Below are 22,243 nucleotides of genomic sequence, written 5' to 3'. Positions count from 1 at the left end.
CAGCAGGCCGCGCGCGAGGCAAGCATGCACGGCGCCGGCGGCCTGTCTGATTTGAGTATAGCGAAAGCGCAGCGGACCGCATTTGCGCCTACGCAACTCATGCGCGATGCCGTGGGCGCCTCAGGCTGGTGGCTGGGGCAGCTTGCGGGCCTGGCCGCGCGAGTAATAGCCGGCCACGCCCATCGCCCCTGCCATCGACAGGAAAATCGGCAGCATGCCAAGCGCCGTGCCGACCACGCCAAAGGTCAGCGGCCACACCACCTGGCTGGTATTGAGCACGGCCGAGCGCAATCCCAGGGCCTCGCCGGCGCGCCCGGAGGGCGAGGCCGTGTGCAGGATGTTCATGACGTTGGGCTGGGCGCTGCCGAGCGCCAGGCCCAGCAGGAAGGCCAGGCAGCACATCAGCCAGAACTCGGCCGCGAAGGGGTAGAGCAGGTAGGCCACCGCCCCGACCAGCAGTGCGACCCGAATCACCTTCCACTCCGAGAGCCGGCGCGAGACAAGCGGCATTGCCACGCGGATGGCGAAGGTGGCAATGGCGAAGGCGCCCAGCACCCAGCCGACCGACGACGGCGAGAGGCCAACCCGGGTGCCCTGGATGGGAATGAGGAAGGCGTGCAGGTCCCAGGCTGCCGACAGGACCGCGCTGGCGATAAAGACCGCGCGCAACTCCGGGTGGGCAAGCAAGCCCAATGTGGAGTTGCGGGTGCCGTCAACGATGGCGCCGCGCGCGGCGCGCCCGCCGTGTGCCGGCAGCCGCCCGCGCATGAAGTACAGGCCGACCAGCCCTGCGGCCGCTACCGCTACCAGCACAAAGAAAGCCGGGCGGTAGCCAGCGTGCTCGATCACATAGCCCATCATCACCGGGCCCAGCGTGCCGGAGAACGAGAATCCCAGCGCTTGGAGCGTGTAGTTGCGCAGCCGCGTGCCATCGGTGGAAATCTGCCCGATCAGCAACTGCATGGCGACCTGCACCAGCATGAAGCCGACGCCGATCAGCGCGCAGGAAAGGTAGAGCGCCGCGATGCCCGGCCACACCGCCGGCAGCAGCGTGCCCGCGACTACCATCAAGGAGCCCGCGGTCATCGGCTTGCGCGGCCCGATCTCGTCGATGCGCTTGCCGGCATGGATCGCGAGCAGCATCGGCAGCAGCGCATAGAGCGACATCAGGATGCCGAGCGTGACGGTCGATGCCTTGAGCGAAAGGGCAAACAGGGAAACCACGACGCGGCTGGCATTGAAGGCTACGTGGTTGCACACCGTTAGTGCGATCAGGCAGCTGATCGGCGGGACGGTGGCATGTAGCGGCGTCATGCAGGGGCGGGGGCTGGAAGGGAAGTCGGGAAAAACAAGTGCGGCCGAAACCGCACCTTGAGAAGGACGCCAGCCTCGAAATGCATCGGAGCCAGACATCCGCTTCATGCCACGTATTGAGAACTTCGTTGTAAATGGCCGTTTAATTATGCGGTCGAACGTGGGCGATGCACAACGATGCCTTGCGTTGCAATGCACCAAAGTGTTGCGTAATTGCGTCGGTGGCAGAAGGGCGGGCGCACGGTGTCGCAAACAGGCAACGTCCGGCTTGAAACCGGGCTTGAAGCCGTGTGGCGCACCGCCGGTTAGCCGCCCTGATAGAGCGAATTGCCTGGCGCTGGCCGGTCGGATGCGGCGGGGCGCGACGGCGCCGCCCGCTTGACGGGTGCCGAAGCGGCGGGCGCGGCCTGCGTGTCCGGCGAAGGGGCAGGGCCGGCCGCTTGGTTGGTCTTGCCGGCCTTCGGGTCGCGGTAGGCCTGCCCAGGCGGCGGCGCGGTCGGGCGCGTGCGAATCTCCGCCAGCAGCTTGCCGCACTGGCCGTCGGGTGCGGGCGATAGATCGGTCAGGGGCAGGACTGCCGTGGCCACCGGCGCTACCAGCGCCAGTGCCACCACGCCGCCGGCGCGCAAGGCCAGCACGCCGATGTCCGGGCTGACCGAAGGCTTCTTCAGCGTGCCGCCCACGTAGAGCGGCGAGCGCAGCGACAAGATGCGCAGCCCCTTGGAATCCGGCCGCACGGTGAGCGCTAGGCGCTCGCTGCCAAGGTCGATGGCGCCGCTGGTGTCGATCACGGCGTCCTGGGTGTCGATGACGAAGACACGCGAGCGCGCCACGCCGTTGGTGAAGCTGAAATCGCTGACGCCGCAATGGATCTGCACCGGCTTGTCGCCGAACAGCTTGGAGATCACCACGCTGCCCACGTTCAGGCCCATCGCCTCGAGCAGGAACTTGCTGACCGTGCCGTTTTCCACCAGCAGCTTGGCCTCGCCATTGGACGAGCCCAGCAAGGCCGCCACCGAGTTGCCGGTGGCGCTCAGCTTGGCGCTGCCGTTGACCTCACCCACGCTGGCGCGCATCGACTCGAACTTCGGGAACAATTGCTTGAGCCGGAGGTGGCGCGCTTTCATGTCGATGGTGGCAGCGAGCGGCTCGCGCTTGCCGTTGAGCTGCAGCGACGACACCAGGTTGCCGCCGGCCACGCCAAAGTTCAGCGGGTCCAGCGTCAGCACGCCATCGTCGAGCTTGAGGTGGGTGACGAGGTCGGTGATCGGCAGGTCGGCGGTGCGGATGATGCGCTGGCCGGTGAACTTCACGTCGGCGTCGATGCTGTCCCAGCGCTCGGTGCGGAACGGCGCCACCGGCAGCGCTTTGTCGGCGGGCTGGCGCACCGTGCTGTCGGATGCCGCCTGCCCGGGCTTGGCATCCGCACCGATCAGCGGAGCCAGGTCCTCGAAGCGCAGTTGCTTCGATTCCAGTTCGCCCGACAGCAGGGCGCGTGGCTGGCGCTGCGTGTAGGTGAGCGAGCCATTCAGGTCGCTGCCGCCGACGCGCCCGGAAAACTTGTCGTACCGGTACACGGAAGCACCTTTGCGCAAGGTGGCAACCAGCCGGCCGCTGGTCTCGTAGGGCGGGGTGCTCGGCAGCACGATGCCGGTCAGCGCGTACAGCTTGGCCATGTTGTCGCCGGACAACTGCAGGTGCATGTCGAGCGCACCCAGGTGGGCGGGGTTGGTCAGCGTGCCCTCCACGACCGCGCGGGTGTTGCCCACCCGCATATCGGCCTGCAGCGGGAAGGGATCCTGTGTGTCGCGCAGGCTCAGCACGGTGCCGGCCTTGCCGGTGGCATTGATGGTGGCCTCGTTGTAGCGTCCAGTGGCCTTCCAGCGCAGGCCATAGCGCTGGCCGGCGTTGCCGACGGCGCCAGCGCCGCCGGGCTGGCCGACCGCGCTGGCCGTGCTGGATGCCGGGGGCGCGATCAGGGCGCCGTCGCGGGTCTTGTCGTAGAGGGCGGCGTCGCCGATGGTGTCCAGGCGCGCCTGCAGCTCAATCTTCATTGCCTGGTCGTTCAGCGCGAGGTCGCCGCGCGCCAGCGAGATCTCGCCGATGTCGAGCCGCCATGGCGATGGCGCCTTGCCGGCGGGCGTGACGAAGGTCCAGTTGTTGCGCTGGTCGGCCAGCCGCTCCAGCCAGACCGCGGGGCTGTCGACGGTAATGCTGGAGATCGAGATCTGGTGCGATAGCAGGGGCAGCGGGCGTAGCACGAAGATCAGCTCGCGCACGGTGGCAAAGTTGGCCTCGTGTGCCCATTCCGGGTTGCCGACGGTGATATCCCGCGCAGACAGGCGTGGCCAGGGGGCCCAGGTGTGCCAGCCGGTCTCGCCCTCGGCGCTGCGCCAGGTCAGGGTGAGGTCGCCATTGACGGCAAAGGGCCGGCCGATGGCCTCGGTGACCTTCTGGTTCAGCCACGGCTTGAGGCGGTTCCAGTCGAAGGTCAGAATGATCACGACCAGCGCCGCGATCAGCACCAGCGGTGTCAGTACACTCCAGAGAAGGGCCTTGCGGCGCAGGGGCATGGGATCGGTTTCCTGGTTGGCGCCGGCAGCCGCGCGCGCTCTGCGAGACAATACGGCGATCGAACCACTGCTGTAGGTATTGTATAGTTGCGCGCCCCGCTCCCCTGTCGGCGCTTGGCTGACAAGGTGCGGCAACGCGCGCTTTTCCTCCGCAGTGTCCTCCAATTCAGCCAGTTTCGAGCGTAGAAATGAGCAACCCCGTCCCCGCAACCGCCACCCAGCCGGAACCGGAGCTGGCGCAACTGCCGCCAGCCCTTACCCACGAGAGCCCGGAGGATGACGACTACCACCGCCGCTTCGGCGGCGTGGCGCGCCTGTACGGCGCGGCGGGCCTGGCGCGGCTGGAGGCAGCCAGCGTTTGCGTGGTCGGCATCGGCGGGGTGGGCAGCTGGGCGGCCGAGGCGCTGGCGCGCAACGCGGTCGGCCGCGTCACGCTGATCGATCTGGACCATATCGCGGTGTCCAACACCAACCGCCAGATCCACGCGCTGGGCGACGCCTATGGGCGCGCCAAGGTGCAGGCCATGGCGGAGCGCATGGTGCAGATCAACCCGCGCTGCCGGGTGACCGAGGTGGACGATTTCGTGACCCCGGAAAACCTTGTCGAACTGCTCGACGGGCACGACTACATCATTGATGCGATCGACTCGGTCAAGGTCAAGATCGCCATGCTGGGCTGGGCCCGCCGCGTGGGCCGGCGCATCATCACCTGCGGCGGCGCCGGCGGCCAGCTCGACCCGACCCGCATCCGCGTGGTGGACTTTTCCCGCACCGTGCAGGATCCGCTGCTGGCCAAGGTGCGCTCCACCCTGCGCAAGGACTGGGGCTGGCCGCGCAACCCCAAGCGCAAGTTCGGCATCGACGCGGTCTTCTCCGACGAGCCGCTGCGCTATCCGGAGCCCGAGCAGCAGTCCTGCGAGATCGACGAGGCCCCGGAAGCCGCGCCAGGCGCCCCGGCCGAGCCGCCGGCCGGCCCGCAGGGGCTGGCCTGCGCCGGCTTCGGCTCCTCGGTGGCGGTCACCGCGGTGTTCGGGATGGTGGCGGCGTCCAGCGTGCTGGCCGCCCTCACGGCGCCGGACGTTCCGACGGCGCCGGAGTGAGCATCGCGGCGGCTGGCTACGCCGCGAGCGTGGCGAGCAGGGCGTTCAGCGCGGCGTCGTCCGGCGCCGTATTGTCGAAGTAGGCCAGCTCGGGGTATTGCGCCGGCTCGGGCATGAAGCGCCGGGTCCGGTAGTCGTCCCAGTGCGCCAGCTTGTAGGCATCGTTGGGGTTGGCGCGCTTGACGATGCGCGCATGGGCCTCGTCCTCCGGCAGGTGCACCCACAGGGTGCGCACGATGGTGCTGGCGGGCACGCGCAGCCATTCGGGATCGTGCAGCAGGTGGTCGCGCACCTCGCGCGATAGCGGGCCTACCACGATCACGCTGATGCCCAGCGCGAGGTTCTCCCGCGCGGTATCCAGCAGGCCATGATATTCCGCATTGCGCAGGTGCTTGAGGTAGGTCGGGCTGTCGCGGTCGTTCGGGTCGCCGGTCAGCGCGCCCATGGCTGCGGCGCTGTAGCCACCGTAGAGCGTGTCCTTGTCGAGCAGGCAGAACGGCTCGCCGGTGGCCTGCATCAGTGGGCCGATCAGGCGGTGGGCCAGGGTGGTCTTGCCGGTGCCGGCATGGCCGCAGAAGAAGAGCAGTCGGGGCATGGGAAGCCAGGGATCAGCCTGGAGCGGTGATAGAGCCAGCCTTGAGCATACCCTGCGCGTGCCGGTGGCTCTGGCGGCGCCGCGCTTTGTCCTGGATCAGTCCGAGCCGCCGCGGATTCGGTATCCTTGCGGTTTTCGCGATGTTGTCCCTTCCGATATGACCGATTCCTCTTCGCCTGGCACCGCCACGCTGGCCCCCGACCTGCTGTTGGGCGAGCCGGTCACCGATGCCACCCACGCCGAATTCGTCCAACTGCTGGACGCCGCCACGCGCGCCGACGATGCGGGCTTCCTGGCGGCCCTGGACGAGTGGATCGACCACACCCGCCATCATTTCGGCCAGGAGGAAGCCTGGATGGAGGCGATGGCCTTCGGCCCGCAGCATTGCCACCGCGGCGAGCACGAGCAGGTGCTGGCGGTGGCCGGCGCGGTGCGCGACAAGGTGGCCGAGGGCGACCTGGCGCTGGGCCGGCGGCTCTTGTCGGAGCTGCCCGGCTGGTTCGACCAGCACGTGAAGGCGATGGACGCGATGATGGTCAACCACATGCGCGAGAACGGCTTTAGCCTGATCGAGGCGCCGTCGGAGCAGGCGGGCTAGATGGCCTGGATGGCCTGGATGGCCTGGATGACCTGGATGGCCCGATTGCCTAGATTGCGTCGGCGGCAGCCCGGTCCAGCACGACAAAGTGCTTGCGCACCGGTTCGAGCACCTCGAACAGGCCGGTGAAGCCGGCCGGGATCACGCAGGCGTCGCCGGGCCCGAATTCACGGGCGTTGCCCGCGTCGTCGCTGATGCGCAGGCGGCCGCTGATGACATGGAAGAACTCCTCCTTGCCGGCCGGAAACGCAATGCGCCACGCGCCCGGCTCGCAAGCCCAGATGCCGCAATCGAAATCGCCCTGGCTGGCGCTGTAGTGCGTCCAGGTGGTGCGCTCCGGGTTGCCGGCAACCAGCCGGTCTGGGCGTGGGCGATCGTGGCCGGGCAGCGGTTCGGGGTCGGTCTGGAAGTCGATCAGGCGGGGCGGGGAGGCAGTCACGGCGGAACAGGGCGGTTGCAGGGAAATAAAACGGCGGGCCCGGCCCGCCGCGTTCACCCGCCAGTTTAATTGAGCGCCGAGGCCAGCAGGCGGCGATAGCGCGACACCACGTCGGGCTGATCGCTCATCAGCTTGAATACCGACAACATGGCCGTGCGGCCGATATCGTCCTCGAAGGTGCGATCCGTGCGCGCGATGGCCAGCAGTTGCTCCAGCGCCGGCTCATATTGCCTGTGCGCGATCAGCGCGCGCGCCAGGTCCAGCCGCGCCTGCAGGTCGCCGGGGGCGTCGGCGACGCGGGCCGCCAGGGTGGCCGTGTCGGGCAGGCCGGAGGCGCCGCGCATGGCCTCGATCCGGGTGGCGAGCGCCGCGTAGCCGTCCTCCTGGGCCGCGTCGGGGTAGAGCATGCCGAACTCGGCCTGGGCCTGGTCCAGTGCGTCTTCATCCAGCAGGAAGCCGATGTATTCAAGGCGCGCCGCATCGAAGCCGGGGTCGAATGCCAGCGCCGCCTGGAACGCCGACCTGGCCGCCTCGCGCTCGCCCGCGGCTGCGGCGGCGCGGGCGGCACGCAGGGCCACCCTGCCCGGATCCGGCATCACGCGGGCAATAAACTCGCGCAGCCCGGATTCCGGCAGCACGCCGGTGAACTGGTCCACCGCCTGGCCGTCGGCGAACGCCACCACGTGGGGAATGCTGCGCACGCCGAAATGCGAGGCCAGCTCCTGGTTCTCATCCACGTTCACCTTGGCCAGCCGCCATTTGCCGGCCGCCTCGCCCTCAAGCTTTTCCAGCATTGGCCCCAAGGTGCGGCAAGGGCCGCACCACGGTGCCCAGAAATCCACCAGCACGGGGATGTGGCGCGACGTCTCAATCACGTTGGCGTCAAAATTCTGCAGGGTTACGTCGCTCATGGCTTGGCCTCGGAGTGTGGAACGCTGGCGCGAATGGCTCCACTCGCGCAAAGATATCTTGCCTCTCATATTAGGACCGCCCCGCCGAATGCAACCTTTGCGCGCCGCGCGGGCGTGGATGCTGGCGCAGGCAAGGGTAAGCGATGGATTGAAAAAAGAACGATCGTTCGGTTATATTGCTTGACTGATTGCTGGTTTCGCCAGATTCACCTCTCGCCTCGCATCCAAGATCAGGTCGGATAGACCGCACAGGAGACCTTTATGCAGACCCCCCAGCCCGCACGCCCGCATTTCCAGTTCTGGCCCAAGCGCGTGCCTACCAAGATCGTGCTGCCGGAGACCTCGCTCTGGTACAACCTGGTGGTCTCCGCCCATCGCTACGCCGACAAGGCGGCCATCCGGTATTTCGGCAATGCCATCACCTTCCGGGCGCTGGAAACCCAGGCCAGCGCCATGGCGGGCTGGCTGCAGCAAAAGGCCGGCGTGAAGAAGGGCGACCGGGTGCTGCTGTATATGCAGAACTGCCCGCAGTTCATCATTGCCTATTACGCGATCCTGCGCGCGGATGCCGTGGTCGTGCCGGTCAATCCGATGAACCGGTCCGAGGAATTCAAGCACTACATCACCGACGCGCAGGCCAGTGTGGCGATCTGCAGCGCGGATCTGGCCATGGGCGCCGAGCAGGCCAATGACGAGTTGCCGCCCGAGCAGCGCCTGCAGCACCTGCTGGTCACGCAATACAGCGATGCGCTGCCGGCCACCTACGAGAACCCCGAAGACGCACCGGGCGCCTGGCTGACCACGCAGCATCCGCTGCCGGCCGGCGCCACCCCCTGGGCCGAGGCGCTTGCCGCGCAACTGGTGCCTGGCCCGCATACCGCGGGCCCGGACGATATGGCGGTGATGCCCTACACCTCGGGCACCACCGGCTTTCCCAAGGGTTGCATCCACACTCACCGCTCCGTCATGCATAACGTGATCGGCGGTGGCATCTGGAGCGGCAGCGGCGCGGAATCGACGATCCTGGCGGTGCTGCCGCTGTTTCACGTGACCGGCATGCAGTACGGCATGAACGGCCCGATCTACAGCGGCGCTACCGTGGTGATGCTGCCGCGCTGGGACCGCGAAGTCGCGGGCCGGCTGATCTCGCGCTACCAGATCACGCACTGGACCAACATCCCGACCATGGTGATCGACTTCCTGGGCAGCCCGAACCTGGACCAGTTCGACCTGTCGAGCTTGCGCTATATCGGCGGCGGCGGCGCGGCCATGCCGCAGGCGGTAGCGGAGCGCCTGAAGCAGCAGTTCGGCCTTAACTACATTGAAGGCTACGGCCTGTCCGAGACCATGGCGCCGACCCACAGCAATCCGGGCGACCGGCCCAAGCTGCAGTGCCTGGGCGTGCCCACCTTCAATACCGACGCGCGCGTGATCGATCCGGTCACGCTCGAGGAAGTGGCGGTCAACGAGACCGGCGAGATCATCGTGTGCGGCCCGCAGGTGTTCAAGGGCTACTGGGGCAAGCCGGATGCCACGCGCGATGCCTTCATCGAGTTCGATGGCAAGACCTTCTTCCGTACCGGCGACCTGGGCCGCATGGACGAAGAGGGCTACTACTTCATCACCGACCGGCTCAAGCGCATGATCAACGCGTCGGGCTTCAAGGTGTGGCCGGCTGAGGTGGAGAACCTGTTGTACAAGCATCCCGACGTGCAGGAGGCCTGCATCATCGGCACGCGCGATGCGTATCGGGGCGAAACCGTGAAGGCGGTGGTGGTGCTCAAGACGCACGCCAAGGGCAAGACCACGCCCGAGGAAATCATCGAGTGGGCCAAGGAAAACATGGCGGCCTACAAATACCCGCGCGTGGTGGAGTTTGTCGACGCGCTGCCCAAGTCGGGCACGGGCAAGGTGATGTGGCGCGCGCTGCAGGAGAGCGAGAACGCGCGCAGCGCAGAGTCGAAGCCGGCAGCGGCCTGAGTGTGCTGAGTGGCCTGAGCGGATAGCGCCGCATCGGCGGGATGCGCGGGCACATCCGTGCCCGCGTCAGTGCCCGCGCACGCGCACCAGCATCTTCACCATGGTCTTGTAGCTGCGCTCGCGGGCGTGCCGGGTCGGGGTGGTGCCATCCCGGTCGGCGAGGTTGGCGTCCGCGCCCGCGTCCAGCAGCAACTGCACCGTGTCTTCATACCGCGCGCTGCCATCGCCCATGACGATGGTCTCCAGCAAGGCGGTCCAGCCCTGGCGGTTGATATGGTCGACCGCCACACCGGCTTTCAACAACACCTTCACCACTTCGGTATTGCCATGCTCGCACGCGGCGATCAGGGCGGTGTTGTCGTAGCTGTCCGTGCTGTTGATGTCGGCCCCATGCGCCAGCGCCAGTTGCACCAGCTCGAGCTGTCCGGTGGACGCGGCCAGCAGGAAGGGGCTGTTGGATTCCATGTCCTTGTGGTTGACATCGGCGCCAGCCGCCACCAGCGCCTTGGCGACCTCGGTATGGCGGCTATAGACCGCCACCAGCAAGGCGCTGCGGCCGCGTTCGTCGGCGGCCTGGGCGGAAGCGCCCGAAGCCAGCAAGCGCTTGACCAGTTCGAGGTCTCCCAGTGTTGCCGCCGCAAGGAGATTGCGGTCGAGCCCGCCAACGCCATCGTGCGCGGGAGCGGTGGAGGCGGCAGCGCCTTGCCCGTGCGAGCGCGGCGATGACTGGGCCGGGCCGCCGTTGGCCGGGCGCGCCGCCAGCGTCGATCCGCCGGGGCCGGCCAGCAGCGCGCCGCCCATCAGCAATCCGGTGAGGCCCAGCACTTCGGCAAGCACCAGTCGGCGGGGGCGGGCAGCAGGGCGTGGCATCCTGGTCGTTCCTGGGTCAGGCGGGTTCGCTGACAGCCTGTGCGGCCGTGGCATCCGTATCCTGCAGCCGGCGCCAGAGCCGGCCCAGGTAGGGGTCTTCGACCCCGTTGGTGGCAAGGCCAAGCAGCGTCTGCTGCAGGTATTCGCGGGCCGGGCCATACAGGCCGCAGGCGTGGCGCAGGCGGGCCACCACGTGGTCGTCCGGCAAGCGTCCGGCATAGGCTTCATGCTCGCGGTTCATCACGAAGGCCAGGGCGCGCTGCGGCGGGCTGCCGGTCATCTTCACATTGAGCCAGCGCGGATGGTAGGCGCCGGTCAGCATCTCGCGGCGCCACAGCAGGCGGAATTCCTGCTCGATCATGTGATGGGGGATGCGGAAGACGACGCCCAGGCACGAGCCGCCGCGGTCCAGCGCGAGCACCAGGCCCGGGTCGTCCCAGGTGCCCCGGTTGATGCGCGAGTACAGGTAGAAGCCGCGGTGATAGCCATGCACGGTAGCCAGTTGGCGGTCCGTGTGAATCACCATCGGGTTCCAGATCAGCGAGCCGTAGCCGAACAGCAGGACATCGCCGGCCAGCCCGGGCGTATCCGGCCGCTGGTCCAGCGTAGCGCGCAGAGAGCGTTCGAAAACGTCTTCGGGAAGTAGCGAGGAAGCCACCGGCGTGCTGCAAAGAGAAGCACGCAGCCGATCTGTTTCGAGATCTTGTCGGGTGATGGCCATGATGCAAGCATAATCCAAAGCCGCGCGGCAGGCGGCATGGAAACCACATGGCACGCAGAAATGTCTGTAAGGTCCGGCAGGCTGTATGCGACTGACAACGGTCAGGCAGCCTTCGGAGGTCCAGCATGCACAAGCATCTCGAACAAGCGGCGCAGGCCGATGCCATCGCGCACCGGCAAGCCGGGCCGCGCACCCCATCCCGGAAATCCTGCAAGCCCAGGTCCTTGCCGGTGCGCTGGGCGCCGGTGCTGATGCTCGCCGCGCTGGCCGGCCCGGCGCGCGCGGCGGCCGGCGCCGTGCCGGCCGCATGCCTGCACGACAGCCCGCCCCAGCGGCTGGCGCTGATCGAGCTCTACACCTCGGAGGGCTGTAGCAGCTGTCCGCCGGCCGATCACTGGCTCGGCGCGCAGGCCGCTCGGCTGCCGGCCTCGCAGGCACTGGCGCTGGCGCTGCACGTCGACTACTGGGACAGCCTGGGCTGGCGCGACCGCTTTGCCAGCCCGGTGTTCACCGCCCGCCAGCGTACGCTCGCGGGCGCCGTCGGCAGTCATACGGTATATACGCCCGAGGTGTTTATCGGCGCGCGCGAGCAGCGCCGCTGGCACGATGCAGGCGAGGTCGCGGCGCGCGTCGCCGAGATCAACGCGCAAGCGCCCGGCGCCTCGCTTCGGCTGGGCTGGCAGGCGCTCGCCGCCGGACAGGTGCAGGTCGCGCTGAACGTGACACCGGCGGCCCGCTCCGGGCCACTGCAAGCCTATGCCGCGCTGGTCGAGGACGGGCTGGTGTCGTCGGTGAAGGCCGGCGAGAACCAGGGCGCCACGCTGCACCACGAGCGCGTCGTGCGGCTCTGGCTGGGCCCCTTCGCGGTGCCGGCCGAGGGGCTGGCCTGGTCGGGCAGCGTGCCGCTGCCAGCCGGCGCCGACCCGCACAAACTGGCCTGGGTCGCCTTCGCGCAGCAGCCCGGCGCCGAGGTGGCGCAGGCGGTGCTGGCGCCGCGCTGCGAATTGTCCGGGTGACGCAGGGATTCCTGTCACACACTGGCACTATCTGCCGGGCAAGGTGGCGGTATCGCCTGCTATGTCTTTACAATGTGGCATCAACCAGGAGAACAGGCTATGGCGCGCACGCTCACGGTAGTTTTCGGTACCGGCAAGGAATTTGGCTTCACCATTGGCGACGCAGAGTTGGCTGCTGTCACCGAGGATGCTGGCTGGCGCTGGTTCGACCGCGAATACGCCGAGCTCGATTGCCAGGCCTCCAGTCCGGTAGGCAAGGTGCTGGTGATCGACAAGATCCTCAGCGTGGCCAAGTTCTCCGGCGAGCAGCGCTTCAGCGGCGATGCCGCATGGGCCCAGGACTACGCCCGCCATGCCGCCCGCCTGCTGGACCGCGACAAGGTCCGGGTCGACGTGGGCAACGCCGCGATCAGTTTCTGATCGCGGCCTGTCCGCGGCGCAATGCAAAGAGGGGCGCCCGTGGGCGCCCCTCTTGCTTGCGTGATCCGCGCAAGGCGCGGATGGATGCGATTGGCCGCTGCCGTAGCGGCGGCCAGGCGATCAGACTGCCAGCAGTTCCACTTCGAACAGCAGCGTGGCGTTCGGCGGGATCACGCCGCCCGCGCCGCGCGCGCCGTAGCCCAGCTCGGCCGGGATCACCAGGCGGCGGGTGCCGCCAACCTTCATGCCTTGCACGCCTTCATCCCAGCCGCGGATGACGTGGCCGGCGCCCAGCGGGAACACGAACGGGTCGTTGCGGTCCTTGCTCGAGTCGAACTTGCGGCCGGCTTGCCCGTTTTCGTAGAGCCAGCCGGTGTAGTGCACCGTGACATGCTTGCCTGCCGTGGCTTCGGCGCCTTCGCCGGTGACGGTGTCTTCAAATTGCAGGCCGGAGGGAGTGGTATTCATGGATGGCTTCCTTGTGCTGTATCAGCGAGGGTCACGGGTTCGGTGAGGCTGGCGGCAAACCGGCCGCACCGGGCGGATTGGTTGAACGGGTTTGGCTCAGCCCGCGGGCTGTTGCAGGACTTCGAGCGTGATGCGGACGTTATGGTCGTCGTCGCTGACCCAGATCTCGCTATCCTGGATCGTCACCGACAGCCGCATGGCGCGCTGGGCGAGGGCAGCAAGTGCTTCCACGGCCTCGGCCGGCACATTGTAAATGGTCACGTTGCGCAGCTTGCCCGCCTTGCCGGCCATGCCCTTCCACCATTCACGCGCGCTCGCACCATTGTAGGTGAACACGGTGACGCGATCGGCACGGGCCGCGGCGCGCTTCAGGCGCGATTCGTCGGGCTGGCCCAGCTCGATCCAGTGTGCGATGTCGCCGGTGAGGGTCTTTTCCCACAGGTCCGGCTCGTCGGGCTCGTCCAGGCCACGGGTGAAGGTCAAGGTGTCGCTGGCTTCGCAGGCAAAGGCCAGCAGCCGCACCATCATGCGCGCGTCGTTTTCCGACGGGTGCTTGGCAATGGTCAGGGCGTGGCTGCCGTAATAGGGCCGATCCATGTCGGATACGGACAGTTCGGCCTTGTAGATGGTGGATTTAAGAGCCATGAAGGAAGCGGGGGCGGCAAAGGCTGCGAGAAGCGAAAGGCCGCATCATACGTGAATCGGGCGGGGCGATCTCGCGCCGGACTTTCAAGTGCCCGCTCAGGCGCCCACGGCGCGCAGCGCGATCGCGCTCAGCCTGCCGGCAAAGCCGGGCTGGTTCTGCCAGGCCTCGCCCAGCAAGTGACCGGTATCCGGCAGGTCGATCACCTCCACGCGCTCGGCCAGGACGGCGCGTTCGGCGAGCGTATCGGCGATGCCGGGTGGAATGACGGCATCCTCGGCGCCGCGCACCAGCGTCAGGCGGCCGCGGAACCCGGCAATGAGGTCGAAGGCGAGCGAGGCGCGCCAGCTGCCGGGGGTGCGCAGCACTGCCGTAAAGGCCGGGCCGAAGGGGAGCTCGAACGCGGCCGGGTCATAGGCGGCGCCCACCAGCGTCAGCAGCCGCCCGATGCGGTTGCTCGGATCGGCGGCCAGCCGCACGGCGATTTCCCCGCTCATGCTGATGCCGATCACGGCCCGGGGGCTGGTGCCGTCAAGGTGCGCCAGCGCCGCCTGGGCCTCGCGCAGGCGCTTGGCCAGCGAGTTGGGCGTGCGCGCCGAGCTTTCGCCGTGTCCGGAAAAATCGATGGCAACGCTGCCCACGCCCTGCGCGGCAAGCGCCTGGCGCAAGGCCAGCCAGCGCGCGCGGTGGCTGGTGCCCGCGCCGTGCAGCAGCAGGCAGCTCGCGCCGTTGCCGGCGTCCACGCGGTCGGCAGCCAGCGTTTCGGCGCCGGCCTTGATGTCAAAGCGCAGGGGCGTGTTCATGGTGGGCCTGGCGGCGCTTCAGCGAGATTTCTTGTAGTCGCTCAGGTAGTAGCGCAGCAGCGCCGACGCCAGCGTCAGGCAGAGAAAAGCGAGGGCGATCACCATGGCGTGCCCGGCGGGGCTGTCGATCTGTCCCGACAGCGCCAGGCTGGCCAGCCAGCTGCCTACCGGCAGGATCATCAGGGGCACCAGCAGTGCGCGGCGCCCATAGGTGCGCAGCGCCCACGCGGGGAAATTGCGCAGGAAGGCCATCGGGATGCTGCAGATCAGGCAGGCGCCCGCGGCGGCTAGCGAGGCTGCCACCACATCCCCAACTTGAATCGTGATCATTGTTCTCGGGTTCCCCGTTCAGGCGGAGGCCGGGAAATGACCGGCCGGAAAAATGCAAACCGCTGATTCTACAGAAGAATTCCGGTTTTCAGGTGTCGCTGGGCCGACATGTCGCGGCGGCAAGAAGGCGAGCGTGACGTGGCTGTCACTCCAGCGGCGGAAGTGCCGGCGCGGCTTCCACCGACAGGGTCAGAACCACGGTATCGCTCACCTCCGGCAGGAAGCGCGTCATGCCAAACGCGCTGCGCGACAGCACGGCGCGGAAGTCTCCGCCGCACACATGGCGCTTGATGCCGAACAGGGAGGTCTCGCCGCAGCTGAAGCGCTCGGCTTCCAGCCGCAGCGGCTGCGTGACGCCATGCAGGGTCAGCTCGCCTTCCACGGCCACCAGCCGGTCCCCGTCCCGCACGAAGCGATTCGCGCGCAGCCGGACCACGGGAAAATTCTGGGCATCGAGAAACTGGGCCGAGCGCAGGATGCCGTCCAGCGTGCGGTTGCCGGAATCGACCGAGTCGGCATCGACCGTGAAATCGATCGCGCCGCTGCCGCTGGCTTCGTCAAAGCTGATGCGGCCATCGATCTTGCCGAAGCGCCCGCGCACCGAGGTTCGCTCAAAGTGGCTGGCGGCGAAGTACACGGTGGTGTGCGTCGGGTCCACCGTGAAGTTGACGGGCTCGGCCTGCACCGTGCCGGGCAGGCACGGCGCCAGCAGGCAGAGCGCGCAAGCGACGGTTGTCGAAAGCCGCATGATGCGTGTCCTCAGTGGACGAACACCGGCAACAGGAAGATGCCGATCACCGACAGGAAACCGATGGTCCAGCACAGCGTGCGCAAGGTGGCGCGATCGGCCAGGTAGCACACGGTGTACAGGATGCGCGCGGCGAGGAAGACCAGCGCCAGCTCATCGATGCGTGCCGCCGGCGCTTGCAGGTGCGTGGCGCACAGCACCGCCGCGGCGAAGAAGGGGAAGGCCTCGAAGTGATTGCGGTGCGCCATGTCGGCGCGCCGCGCGCGCCCGGCCTGCTTTTCCAGCCAGCCGCGCGGGTCGTGGTTGTCGTAGGCGCGTCCGCTCGCCTTGGCCACGCCCACCGTCATGACGGGCAGGATCCCCGCCAGCAGCACACACCAGAATGCAATCGGCATTGTCATTTCCTTTGCTTGGAGGAAAACGCCCGGCGACCGGACTGGCCGGCTGCCGGGCGTGCTCGCGAACGAGATGGCCTCAGGCCGCCACCACGCGGATTTTCACACCAGCCACGCTGACCACCTGGCCGGCGCGGATCTTGGCGGTCTTGCGCGATTCCACCGTGCCGTCGACCGAGACTTCGCCGGCCGCCACCAGCGCCTTGCCGGCGCCGCCGCTGTCGCACACGCCGGCGACCTTGAGCAGGTCGTTCAGGGCGATATGCTCGCCCTCCAGCGGGAAGGTTACGGTTTGCATGGGCTTACTTCCCCCAGCTGTCGCGCAGCCCGACGATGCGGTTGAAGACCGGCTTGCCCGGCTTCGAATCCACGCGGTCGGCCACGAAGTAGCCCTGGCGCTCGAACTGGAAGCGATCTTCCGGAGCGGCTTGCGCCAGGCCGGGTTCCAGGTAGGCCGTGACGACCTTCTTCGAGTCCGGGTTCAGCGCGTCGAGGAAGTTCTTGCCGCCGGCGTCCGGGTTCGGGTCGTTGAAGAGGCGGTCGTACAGCCGCACCTCGGCTTCATAGGCATGCGCCACACTGACCCAATGGATGTTGCCCTTGACCTTGACGCTGTCCGCGCCCGGCGTGCCGCTGCGGGTTTCGGGCAGGTAGTTGGCGTGCACGGCGATGACCTTGCCGTCGGCGTCGCGGTCCACGCCCGTGCATTCGATCACGTAGCCGTGGCGCAGGCGCACCTTGCTGCCCGGGGTGCCGTCCTTGGGCGCGAACAGGCGGAAGTAGCCCTTGGGCGGCGCTTCGCTGAAGTCGTCGCGCTCGATCCACAGCTCGCGCGTGAGCGGGAAGACGCGCATGCCCAGTTCCGGCTTCTTCGGATGCACCGGCGCCGTGCAGTCGTCGCTCTGGCCTTCGGGGTAGTTGTCGAGGATCAGCTTGAGCGGATCCAGCACGGCGGCGCCACGCGCGGCGCGCGCGTCGAGGTCGTCGCGCACGGCGCCTTCCAGCGTGCTCATGTCGATCCAGCTATCGGACTTGGCCACGCCGATGCGGTCGCAGAACAACTGGATCGATTCCGGCGTAAAGCCGCGGCGGCGCACGCCCACGATGGTGGGCATGCGCGGATCGTCCCAGCCGTCCACGCGGTTTTCCGCGACCAGTTGCAGCAGCTTGCGCTTGCTGGTGATGGCGTAGGTCAGGTTCAGGCGGGCGAACTCGTACTGGTGCGGCAGCGGCTCGCTGAACACGCCGCATTCGCGCAACTGCGCCAGCACCCAGTCGTACAGCGGGCGGTTGTTCTCGAACTCCAGCGTGCACAGCGAATGCGTGATGTTCTCCAGCGCGTCCGAGATGCAGTGGGTGAAGTCGTACATCGGGTAGATGCACCACTTGTCGCCCGTGCGGTGGTGATGCGCGTGGCGGATCCGGTAGATCACCGGGTCGCGCATCACGATGTTGGGCGCGTTCATGTCGATCTTGGCGCGCAGCACGTGCTCGCCGTCGGCGTACTTGTCGTCGCGCATGTCGCGGAACAGCTGCAGGTTTTCCTCGACGCTGCGGTCGCGGAACGGCGAGGGCGTGCCCGGGCGGGAGAAATCGCCGCGGTTGGTGGCGATCTGCTCGGCGCTCTGGCTGTCCACGTAGGCGACGCCGCGCTCGATCAGCTTTTCGGCGAAGGCGTAGAGCTGGTCGAAGTAGTCGCTGGCGTAGTACAGGTGCGGCTGCTTGCTGCCGTCCTTGGCCGTGGTGTCCCAGCTGAAGCCGAGCCAGTGCACCGCGTCGATGATGGAATCGACGTATTCGGTGTCTTCCTTGACCGGGTTGGTGTCGTCGAAGCGCAGGTGGCAGCGGCCACCGAAATCGCGCGCCATGCCGAAGTTCACGCAGATGCTCTTGGCGTGGCCGATATGCAGGTAGCCATTGGGCTCCGGCGGGAAGCGGGTGATGACGGGGGGCAACGGCTCGCCCTGGGCATCCTGGCGGCCGGCGTAGGTGCCGGCGGCGAGGTCCTGGTCGATGATGCTGCGCAGGAAATTGGATGCGGCGGTCGTGCTGTCGTTGGCTTTGGGGTCGTTGCTCATGGTGGCGCCGGTGGGCGGTTAAGTCAGGAGGCGGGGCGGCGGCCGGAGTCTGGCGCGCAGCCTGCCGCGCTGCTCGATTGCATGGCGGAATGCCGGATCGGGTGATTTTACCGTGCCGGGGACCGGAGTCGTGCAAACTCCGCGCACGGGCGCAAAAACACCCGGCGCGGCCTAGGATGGAGAGAGCGCACCCGCCCTGTGGAGCCTTGCCGCCATGCCGACGCCAACTATTTCCCAAGCCACCCGCCCAACCCCGCTGGAGGCCGTAGCCGGGCTCTGGCTGGCCGCCGGGCTGCCAGCCGCCGCCCTGGACCGGCTGCAGCTCAGCGGTGCCGATCCGGTGCTGCCGTCGTCGTTCGCCGTGGGCACGGCCGCCCAGGCCAGCCTGGGCGCGTCGGCGCTGGCCGCCGCCATGCTGTGGCAGCAGCGCAGCGGGCGCTGGCAGGACGTGGCCGTCGACATGCGCCATGCCGTGGCCGAGTTCCGCAGCGAGCGCTACCTGCGCGTGGGCGGCGAGCCCGCGGCGGAGTTCCGCGACAAGGTGTCTGGCCTCTACCGCTGCGGCGACGGCCGCTGGGTACGCGTGCATGCCAATTTTCCCCATCACCGGGACGGCGTGCTGCGCATCCTGGGCTGCCCGCACGATCTCGCCGCGGTGCGCTCAGCCTTGCAGAAATGGGACGCCGAGGCCTTCGAGGCCACCGCCTCCGAGGCCGGCCTGGTCGTGGCCGCCCTGCGCAGCTTCGACGAATGGGACCGCCATGCGCAGGGGCAGGCGTTGCATGGCATGCCGCCACTCACCATCGAGCGCATCGGCGAAGCGCCGCCGCAGCCGCTTGCCGCGCTGCCCACGGCCGGCGCGCGCCCGCTCGGCGGCGTGCGCGTGCTGGATTTCACCCGCATCATCGCCGGTCCGGTAGCCGGACGCACGCTGGCCGCCCACGGCGCCGATGTGCTGCAGGTGAGCGCGGCCCACCTGCCCAGCATTCCCCCGCTGGTGATCGACACCGGGCGCGGCAAGCGCGCCTGCCAGCTGGACCTGCGCGACCCCGACGACAAACGCGCCCTGCACAAGCTGCTGCACGGCGCCGACGTGCTGATCCAGGGCTATCGCCCGCAGGGGCTGGCGGAGTTGGGCGTGGGGCCGGAGGCGGTGGCCCGCGCCCGCCCCGGCATCGTTTATGTGACGTTAAGTGCCTACGGGCATGTGGGTCCTTGGGCTGGCAAGCGCGGCTTCGATTCGCTGGTGCAGACCGCCAGCGGCTTCAATCAGGCGGAAGCGTCCGCGGCACGCAGCGAGGAGCCGCTGCCGCTGCCGGCGCAAGTGCTGGACCATGCGGCCGGCTACCTGCTGGCGCTTGGCGCCATGGCCGGGCTGCATCGCCGTGCGGCCGAGGGTGGCAGCTGGCATGTGCGGGTGTCGCTGGCGCAGGTTGGCCAGTGGTTGCGCGGCCTGGGCCGGGTCGACGGTGGCCTGGAGGCGCCGGACCAGCGCTTCGAGGACGTGTCCGACCTGTTGGTGACCCTGCCGTCGGGCTTTGGCGAACTGCGCGCGGTGTCGCACGCGGGACGCTTGTCCGAGACACCCGCGCACTGGGCGCTGCCTTCGGTGCCGCTGGGCACGCACGCGCCGGAGTGGCTGCCGCGCGCCTGAGCGGCGCGAGAGCCGGGTTCGAAGCTGGCCGTGAGAGGGGCTTCAGGCGCTCTTCAGGCGCCCTTCAGGCGCCCGTCATGCGTGCCATCCACGCTGCCATGTCGCGCTCGATGGGGCTGCCTTCCTGCTGGGCCGCGAGAATGCGGGCGCGGTCGCCCGCCGGGCGGTTCTGGCTGAGCTTGAACTTGGCTTCGATGCGTGTGGGCACGATGCGCAGGCCCACGATCGCGCCCAGCATTTTTTGCTGGAAATCCTCCGGTAGCGCGCGCCACTGCGCAGCGTAGCCGGGTTCGTTCTGCGCGATCAACCGCTTCAGCAACGCATCCTTGGCATCGGCGTCATGGATCGTGGCGATCTCCGCGTACACATGCACGGCCACGTAGTTCCAGGTCGGCACCGACAGCTTTTGCTCGTACAACGCTGGCGACACATAGCCATGCGGCCCCTGGAACACCAGCAGGGCGCTGGGTGTCTGCTCCAGCCAGCGCCAGTGCGGGTTGGCGCGCGCCATATGGCCTTCGATCTGCCAGGCGTCGCCGCTGCGCTGGGCCACCACCGGCAGGTGGGTGGCGAACGGCAGCCCGTCGGCGTCGTTGCCGATCAGCGTAGCAAAGGGGTAGCGGCGCATGACTTCGTCGATGGCGTCGCTTTCGGTGCTGGCGAAGTGGGATGGCGTGTACATGGGGTCAATACAGGGTTTGCTTCATCCGCGCGGGCTGCGACTCGTCGTAGGCGACGCCGTCGAAGGGGTCCCGGCTCACGGCGGCAAGGATGGTGCCGTTGCTCGGCAGGCTGCTGCGCGCCACCTGTGTTTCCAGTGCCCACAGCTTGGAGCGCACCAGCGCGCGGGCGCACTGGAAGAACACCGACTGGATCGAAATCACCAGCACGGTGGCCGGCGCCTTGCCATCCACGATGCAGCGCGCGATCAGCGCCGGGTCCACCGAGACATGGGCGGTGCCCGCCACGCGGATGGTCTCGTTCACGCCCGGGATCAGGAACAGCAGGCCCACGCGCGGGTCGGCGATGATGTTGCGCAGGCTGTCCAGGCGGTTGTTGCCACGCCGGTCCGGCAGCAGCAGCGTGCGCTCGTCCAGCACCTGCACAAAGCCCGGCGCATCACCGCGCGGGGAGACTTCCGCGTACTCGCCGCCCACCGTGGACAGCATGCAGAGCGGGGCGGCCTCGACGAAAGCACGGTAGTGCGGGTGCAGGTAGTCGACTTCCTTGGCGAGCGAGGCTTCGCCGGCTTCGGCGTAGTGGGCCTCCAGCTCGGCCAGCGTGGTCAGGGCGTGCGGCGTGGTCATGTCAGGCGGCGCATGTGGGGCGCTCGTTAGGGCGTTGGGAAGACCGGGCAGACGCTCACTGTAACGCAGTAGCGCGCCTTTTGTCGCGTTGACGCCGCAAGCCTGCGCATCACAGGTTGATGGTGCCGCGTCCCAGCTCGATCACGCGTCCGCCCACACGGATGGCCCGCTCGCCGGTGACTTCCAGGCGCAGCGTGCACGGCCGGTCGACCGCCTCGCCCTGCGAGACCTGATAGGCGGCCGGCAGCGCGTAATCGTTGGCGATCAGCCAGCCGCCCAGATTGGCGCAGGCCGAGCCGGTACCCGGGTCCTCGGCCACGCCGCCGCCTTGCTTGGTGAAGAAATAGCGCGACACCACCTGGCCCGGCCGGGTCGGGTCGAAGGCGAAGACGTAGGCCGTCTTGCGGCCCAGGCTGCTCTGCGGCCAGGACGCCAGGCGTGCGCTGTCAGGCTGCGCGCGGCGCACCGCGTCCACGGTTTTCACGGGCACCATCAGCTGGTCGGCGCCGGTGTCGACCCAGATCGGCGCCGCCAGCAGGTCGGTCTCGGCAAGCCCGAGCAGCGATGCCATCTGCGCGTCCGGCAGGCCCGCCGGCGCGGTCCTGGGCGCACCCGCATGGGGTGCGGTGAAGGTCCACACGTCGCCCTGCGCGGTCACCGGCACCACGCCCGCTTTGAACTCCAGCGTGAGCGCGTCGCCGGTAGCGGCCAGGTCGCGCACCACATGGGCGGTGCCCAGCGTGGGATGGCCGGCAAAGGGCATCTCATAGCCCGTGGTGAAAATCCGGACGTGCGCGCTGGCCTGTTCGGAGGGGAGGATGAAGGTGGTTTCGGACAGGTTGAACTGCAGCGCCAGGGCCTGCATGGTGGCCGTGTCGAGCCCGCGCGCATCCTCGAACACGCACAGGGGATTGCCGCCGAAGGTGGATTCGGCGAAGACGTTGAGCAGGCGGAAAGCGTAGGTGGTCATGGCAGTTGTAGTGGAGGCAAAGACATCAGTGTAAGTCTCCTCGCTGCGTACACCATGCACACTCGCCGGGAAGGCGGGCAGGCCAGTTGCTGACAGTTTGGGTCGGGTTGCTCCGTGGCATTGGCCTGCTTGACGTCAGAAGGTCAGAAGGTCAAAAGCTTAAAGTCAACTGCAGTTTCACCTCCCCTGCGGGGAGGCGACCTACTTTCTTGTCTCGCCAAGAAAGTAGGCAAAGAAGGCGACCCGGATGCGGCGAAAGACTCCTCGTCGGCAAGCCAAAAGAGCGGCCGGGACCCAAACTCACATCGCC

Annotated in this window: 24 protein-coding genes; 6 read left to right on the top strand and 18 right to left on the bottom strand. The window is 68.1% G+C overall.

Translation table 11 applies throughout. From position 1 onward, the window contains the following. Positions 1–120: 120 nt before the first annotated feature. Positions 121–1,314: an MFS transporter gene (locus tag ACX12D_RS14245; RefSeq protein WP_459371597.1), complete on the bottom strand. Its 1,194-nt coding sequence runs from the start codon at positions 1,312–1,314 to the stop codon at positions 121–123. Positions 1,315–1,619: 305 nt separating this feature from the next. Beyond that, positions 1,620–3,887 (bottom strand): AsmA family protein, encoded by a 2,268-nt coding sequence (locus ACX12D_RS14240; protein ID WP_459371596.1) that lies wholly within the window; start codon positions 3,885–3,887, stop codon positions 1,620–1,622. A 188-nt stretch (positions 3,888–4,075) separates the two neighbouring features. On the opposite strand from ACX12D_RS14240, the gene tcdA reads away from it, so the two are divergent. Beyond that, the gene (tcdA, locus tag ACX12D_RS14235; protein ID WP_459371595.1) at positions 4,076–4,987 is read left to right on the top strand and encodes a tRNA cyclic N6-threonylcarbamoyladenosine(37) synthase TcdA; all 912 of its coding nucleotides are present in this window, start codon (positions 4,076–4,078) and stop codon (positions 4,985–4,987) included. A 16-nt stretch (positions 4,988–5,003) separates the two neighbouring features. Here the strand turns inward: tcdA and ACX12D_RS14230 are convergent, their stop codons facing one another. Continuing rightward, positions 5,004–5,582: an AAA family ATPase gene (locus ACX12D_RS14230; protein WP_459371593.1), complete on the bottom strand. Its 579-nt coding sequence runs from the start codon at positions 5,580–5,582 to the stop codon at positions 5,004–5,006. Positions 5,583–5,739: 157 nt separating this feature from the next. On the opposite strand from ACX12D_RS14230, the gene ACX12D_RS14225 reads away from it, so the two are divergent. Next, complete coding sequence (locus tag ACX12D_RS14225; RefSeq protein WP_174422549.1) at positions 5,740–6,180, top strand: bacteriohemerythrin; 441 nt, start codon at positions 5,740–5,742, stop codon at positions 6,178–6,180. Between the two features lie 49 nt (positions 6,181–6,229). Here the strand turns inward: ACX12D_RS14225 and ACX12D_RS14220 are convergent, their stop codons facing one another. Together ACX12D_RS14220 and trxA are read right to left on the bottom strand one after the other, a co-directional pair. Next, complete coding sequence (locus ACX12D_RS14220) at positions 6,230–6,619, bottom strand: cupin domain-containing protein (protein WP_459371591.1); 390 nt, start codon at positions 6,617–6,619, stop codon at positions 6,230–6,232. A gap of 65 nt (positions 6,620–6,684) precedes the next feature. After that, positions 6,685–7,530: a thioredoxin gene (trxA, locus tag ACX12D_RS14215; protein WP_459371589.1), complete on the bottom strand. Its 846-nt coding sequence runs from the start codon at positions 7,528–7,530 to the stop codon at positions 6,685–6,687. A 261-nt stretch (positions 7,531–7,791) separates the two neighbouring features. Here trxA and ACX12D_RS14210 point away from each other — a divergent pair, with 261 nt between their 5' ends. After that, positions 7,792–9,510, top strand: coding sequence for a long-chain fatty acid--CoA ligase (locus ACX12D_RS14210; protein ID WP_459371588.1), 1,719 nt, complete (start codon positions 7,792–7,794; stop codon positions 9,508–9,510). A gap of 66 nt (positions 9,511–9,576) precedes the next feature. On the opposite strand, the gene ACX12D_RS14205 is transcribed toward ACX12D_RS14210, so the two are convergent. After that, positions 9,577–10,380, bottom strand: coding sequence for an ankyrin repeat domain-containing protein (locus ACX12D_RS14205; RefSeq protein ID WP_459371587.1), 804 nt, complete (start codon positions 10,378–10,380; stop codon positions 9,577–9,579). Positions 10,381–10,396: 16 nt separating this feature from the next. Next, on the bottom strand, positions 10,397–11,101 hold the full coding sequence (locus ACX12D_RS14200; RefSeq protein WP_459371586.1) for a gamma-glutamylcyclotransferase: 705 nt from the start codon (positions 11,099–11,101) through the stop codon (positions 10,397–10,399). Positions 11,102–11,226: 125 nt separating this feature from the next. On the opposite strand from ACX12D_RS14200, the gene ACX12D_RS14195 reads away from it, so the two are divergent. After that, a complete protein-coding gene (locus ACX12D_RS14195; RefSeq protein ID WP_459371584.1) occupies positions 11,227–12,117 on the top strand; it encodes a DUF1223 domain-containing protein in 891 nt (296 codons plus the stop codon). Positions 12,118–12,216: 99 nt separating this feature from the next. Beyond that, positions 12,217–12,537 carry a hypothetical protein gene (locus ACX12D_RS14190; RefSeq protein ID WP_043348426.1) on the top strand — a complete coding sequence of 107 codons (321 nt, stop codon included), beginning with the start codon at positions 12,217–12,219 and terminating at the stop codon, positions 12,535–12,537. 120 nt (positions 12,538–12,657) lie between these two features. Here ACX12D_RS14190 and ACX12D_RS14185 read toward each other — a convergent pair whose 3' ends face one another. The 8 genes from ACX12D_RS14185 to ACX12D_RS14150 all read right to left on the bottom strand — a co-directional run bounded on the left by ACX12D_RS14185 (position 12,658) and on the right by ACX12D_RS14150 (position 18,002). Continuing rightward, positions 12,658–13,005 (bottom strand): FKBP-type peptidyl-prolyl cis-trans isomerase, encoded by a 348-nt coding sequence (locus ACX12D_RS14185; RefSeq protein WP_459371583.1) that lies wholly within the window; start codon positions 13,003–13,005, stop codon positions 12,658–12,660. Positions 13,006–13,101: 96 nt separating this feature from the next. Beyond that, positions 13,102–13,650: a YaeQ family protein gene (locus tag ACX12D_RS14180; protein WP_043348422.1), complete on the bottom strand. Its 549-nt coding sequence runs from the start codon at positions 13,648–13,650 to the stop codon at positions 13,102–13,104. Between the two features lie 96 nt (positions 13,651–13,746). After that, the gene (locus ACX12D_RS14175; RefSeq protein WP_459371581.1) at positions 13,747–14,451 is read right to left on the bottom strand and encodes an alpha/beta hydrolase; all 705 of its coding nucleotides are present in this window, start codon (positions 14,449–14,451) and stop codon (positions 13,747–13,749) included. An 18-nt stretch (positions 14,452–14,469) separates the two neighbouring features. Next, positions 14,470–14,781: a hypothetical protein gene (locus ACX12D_RS14170; protein WP_441634391.1), complete on the bottom strand. Its 312-nt coding sequence runs from the start codon at positions 14,779–14,781 to the stop codon at positions 14,470–14,472. Positions 14,782–14,926: 145 nt separating this feature from the next. Then, positions 14,927–15,529, bottom strand: a complete 603-nt coding sequence (locus ACX12D_RS14165; protein ID WP_459371580.1) for a YceI family protein — start codon at positions 15,527–15,529, stop codon at positions 14,927–14,929. 11 nt (positions 15,530–15,540) lie between these two features. Next, entirely contained in the window at positions 15,541–15,924 is a 384-nt protein-coding gene (locus tag ACX12D_RS14160) for an MAPEG family protein (protein ID WP_459371579.1), read from the bottom strand. 79 nt (positions 15,925–16,003) lie between these two features. Further along, a complete protein-coding gene (locus ACX12D_RS14155; protein WP_459371578.1) occupies positions 16,004–16,222 on the bottom strand; it encodes an RNA-binding S4 domain-containing protein in 219 nt (72 codons plus the stop codon). A 4-nt stretch (positions 16,223–16,226) separates the two neighbouring features. Beyond that, positions 16,227–18,002 (bottom strand): glutamine--tRNA ligase/YqeY domain fusion protein, encoded by a 1,776-nt coding sequence (locus ACX12D_RS14150; RefSeq protein WP_459371577.1) that lies wholly within the window; start codon positions 18,000–18,002, stop codon positions 16,227–16,229. A 214-nt stretch (positions 18,003–18,216) separates the two neighbouring features. On the opposite strand from ACX12D_RS14150, the gene ACX12D_RS14145 reads away from it, so the two are divergent. Further along, positions 18,217–19,656 carry a CoA transferase gene (locus ACX12D_RS14145; RefSeq protein WP_459371576.1) on the top strand — a complete coding sequence of 480 codons (1,440 nt, stop codon included), beginning with the start codon at positions 18,217–18,219 and terminating at the stop codon, positions 19,654–19,656. A 64-nt stretch (positions 19,657–19,720) separates the two neighbouring features. Here ACX12D_RS14145 and ACX12D_RS14140 read toward each other — a convergent pair whose 3' ends face one another. From ACX12D_RS14140 to ACX12D_RS14130, 3 genes are all read right to left on the bottom strand, one after another. Continuing rightward, positions 19,721–20,338: an FMN-binding negative transcriptional regulator gene (locus ACX12D_RS14140; protein ID WP_459371575.1), complete on the bottom strand. Its 618-nt coding sequence runs from the start codon at positions 20,336–20,338 to the stop codon at positions 19,721–19,723. Between the two features lie 4 nt (positions 20,339–20,342). Continuing rightward, the gene (locus tag ACX12D_RS14135; RefSeq protein ID WP_459371574.1) at positions 20,343–20,963 is read right to left on the bottom strand and encodes a pyridoxamine 5'-phosphate oxidase family protein; all 621 of its coding nucleotides are present in this window, start codon (positions 20,961–20,963) and stop codon (positions 20,343–20,345) included. 109 nt (positions 20,964–21,072) lie between these two features. Then, a complete protein-coding gene (locus ACX12D_RS14130; protein ID WP_459371573.1) occupies positions 21,073–21,933 on the bottom strand; it encodes a PhzF family phenazine biosynthesis protein in 861 nt (286 codons plus the stop codon). Between the last annotated feature and the right edge of the window lie 310 nt (positions 21,934–22,243).

Source organism: Cupriavidus sp. PET2-C1 (genome assembly GCF_054515855.1).
The sequence above is the reverse complement of the archived record's forward strand: the minus strand, read 5'-3'. Positions and strand labels throughout refer to the sequence as shown.

Coding starts and splice junctions, on each gene's coding strand:
- ACX12D_RS14245 (WP_459371597.1), bottom strand. CDS start 1,314: ATGACGCCGCTACATGCCACCGTCCCGCCGATCAGCTGCCTGATCGCA.
- ACX12D_RS14240 (WP_459371596.1), bottom strand. CDS start 3,887: ATGCCCCTGCGCCGCAAGGCCCTTCTCTGGAGTGTACTGACACCGCTG.
- tcdA (WP_459371595.1), top strand. CDS start 4,076: ATGAGCAACCCCGTCCCCGCAACCGCCACCCAGCCGGAACCGGAGCTG.
- ACX12D_RS14230 (WP_459371593.1), bottom strand. CDS start 5,582: ATGCCCCGACTGCTCTTCTTCTGCGGCCATGCCGGCACCGGCAAGACC.
- ACX12D_RS14225 (WP_174422549.1), top strand. CDS start 5,740: ATGACCGATTCCTCTTCGCCTGGCACCGCCACGCTGGCCCCCGACCTG.
- trxA (WP_459371589.1), bottom strand. CDS start 7,530: ATGAGCGACGTAACCCTGCAGAATTTTGACGCCAACGTGATTGAGACG.
- ACX12D_RS14210 (WP_459371588.1), top strand. CDS start 7,792: ATGCAGACCCCCCAGCCCGCACGCCCGCATTTCCAGTTCTGGCCCAAG.
- ACX12D_RS14205 (WP_459371587.1), bottom strand. CDS start 10,380: ATGCCACGCCCTGCTGCCCGCCCCCGCCGACTGGTGCTTGCCGAAGTG.
- ACX12D_RS14200 (WP_459371586.1), bottom strand. CDS start 11,101: ATGGCCATCACCCGACAAGATCTCGAAACAGATCGGCTGCGTGCTTCT.
- ACX12D_RS14195 (WP_459371584.1), top strand. CDS start 11,227: ATGCACAAGCATCTCGAACAAGCGGCGCAGGCCGATGCCATCGCGCAC.
- ACX12D_RS14190 (WP_043348426.1), top strand. CDS start 12,217: ATGGCGCGCACGCTCACGGTAGTTTTCGGTACCGGCAAGGAATTTGGC.
- ACX12D_RS14185 (WP_459371583.1), bottom strand. CDS start 13,005: ATGAATACCACTCCCTCCGGCCTGCAATTTGAAGACACCGTCACCGGC.
- ACX12D_RS14180 (WP_043348422.1), bottom strand. CDS start 13,650: ATGGCTCTTAAATCCACCATCTACAAGGCCGAACTGTCCGTATCCGAC.
- ACX12D_RS14175 (WP_459371581.1), bottom strand. CDS start 14,451: ATGAACACGCCCCTGCGCTTTGACATCAAGGCCGGCGCCGAAACGCTG.
- ACX12D_RS14170 (WP_441634391.1), bottom strand. CDS start 14,781: ATGATCACGATTCAAGTTGGGGATGTGGTGGCAGCCTCGCTAGCCGCC.
- ACX12D_RS14165 (WP_459371580.1), bottom strand. CDS start 15,529: ATGCGGCTTTCGACAACCGTCGCTTGCGCGCTCTGCCTGCTGGCGCCG.
- ACX12D_RS14160 (WP_459371579.1), bottom strand. CDS start 15,924: ATGCCGATTGCATTCTGGTGTGTGCTGCTGGCGGGGATCCTGCCCGTC.
- ACX12D_RS14155 (WP_459371578.1), bottom strand. CDS start 16,222: ATGCAAACCGTAACCTTCCCGCTGGAGGGCGAGCATATCGCCCTGAAC.
- ACX12D_RS14150 (WP_459371577.1), bottom strand. CDS start 18,002: ATGAGCAACGACCCCAAAGCCAACGACAGCACGACCGCCGCATCCAAT.
- ACX12D_RS14145 (WP_459371576.1), top strand. CDS start 18,217: ATGCCGACGCCAACTATTTCCCAAGCCACCCGCCCAACCCCGCTGGAG.
- ACX12D_RS14140 (WP_459371575.1), bottom strand. CDS start 20,338: ATGTACACGCCATCCCACTTCGCCAGCACCGAAAGCGACGCCATCGAC.
- ACX12D_RS14135 (WP_459371574.1), bottom strand. CDS start 20,963: ATGACCACGCCGCACGCCCTGACCACGCTGGCCGAGCTGGAGGCCCAC.
- ACX12D_RS14130 (WP_459371573.1), bottom strand. CDS start 21,933: ATGACCACCTACGCTTTCCGCCTGCTCAACGTCTTCGCCGAATCCACC.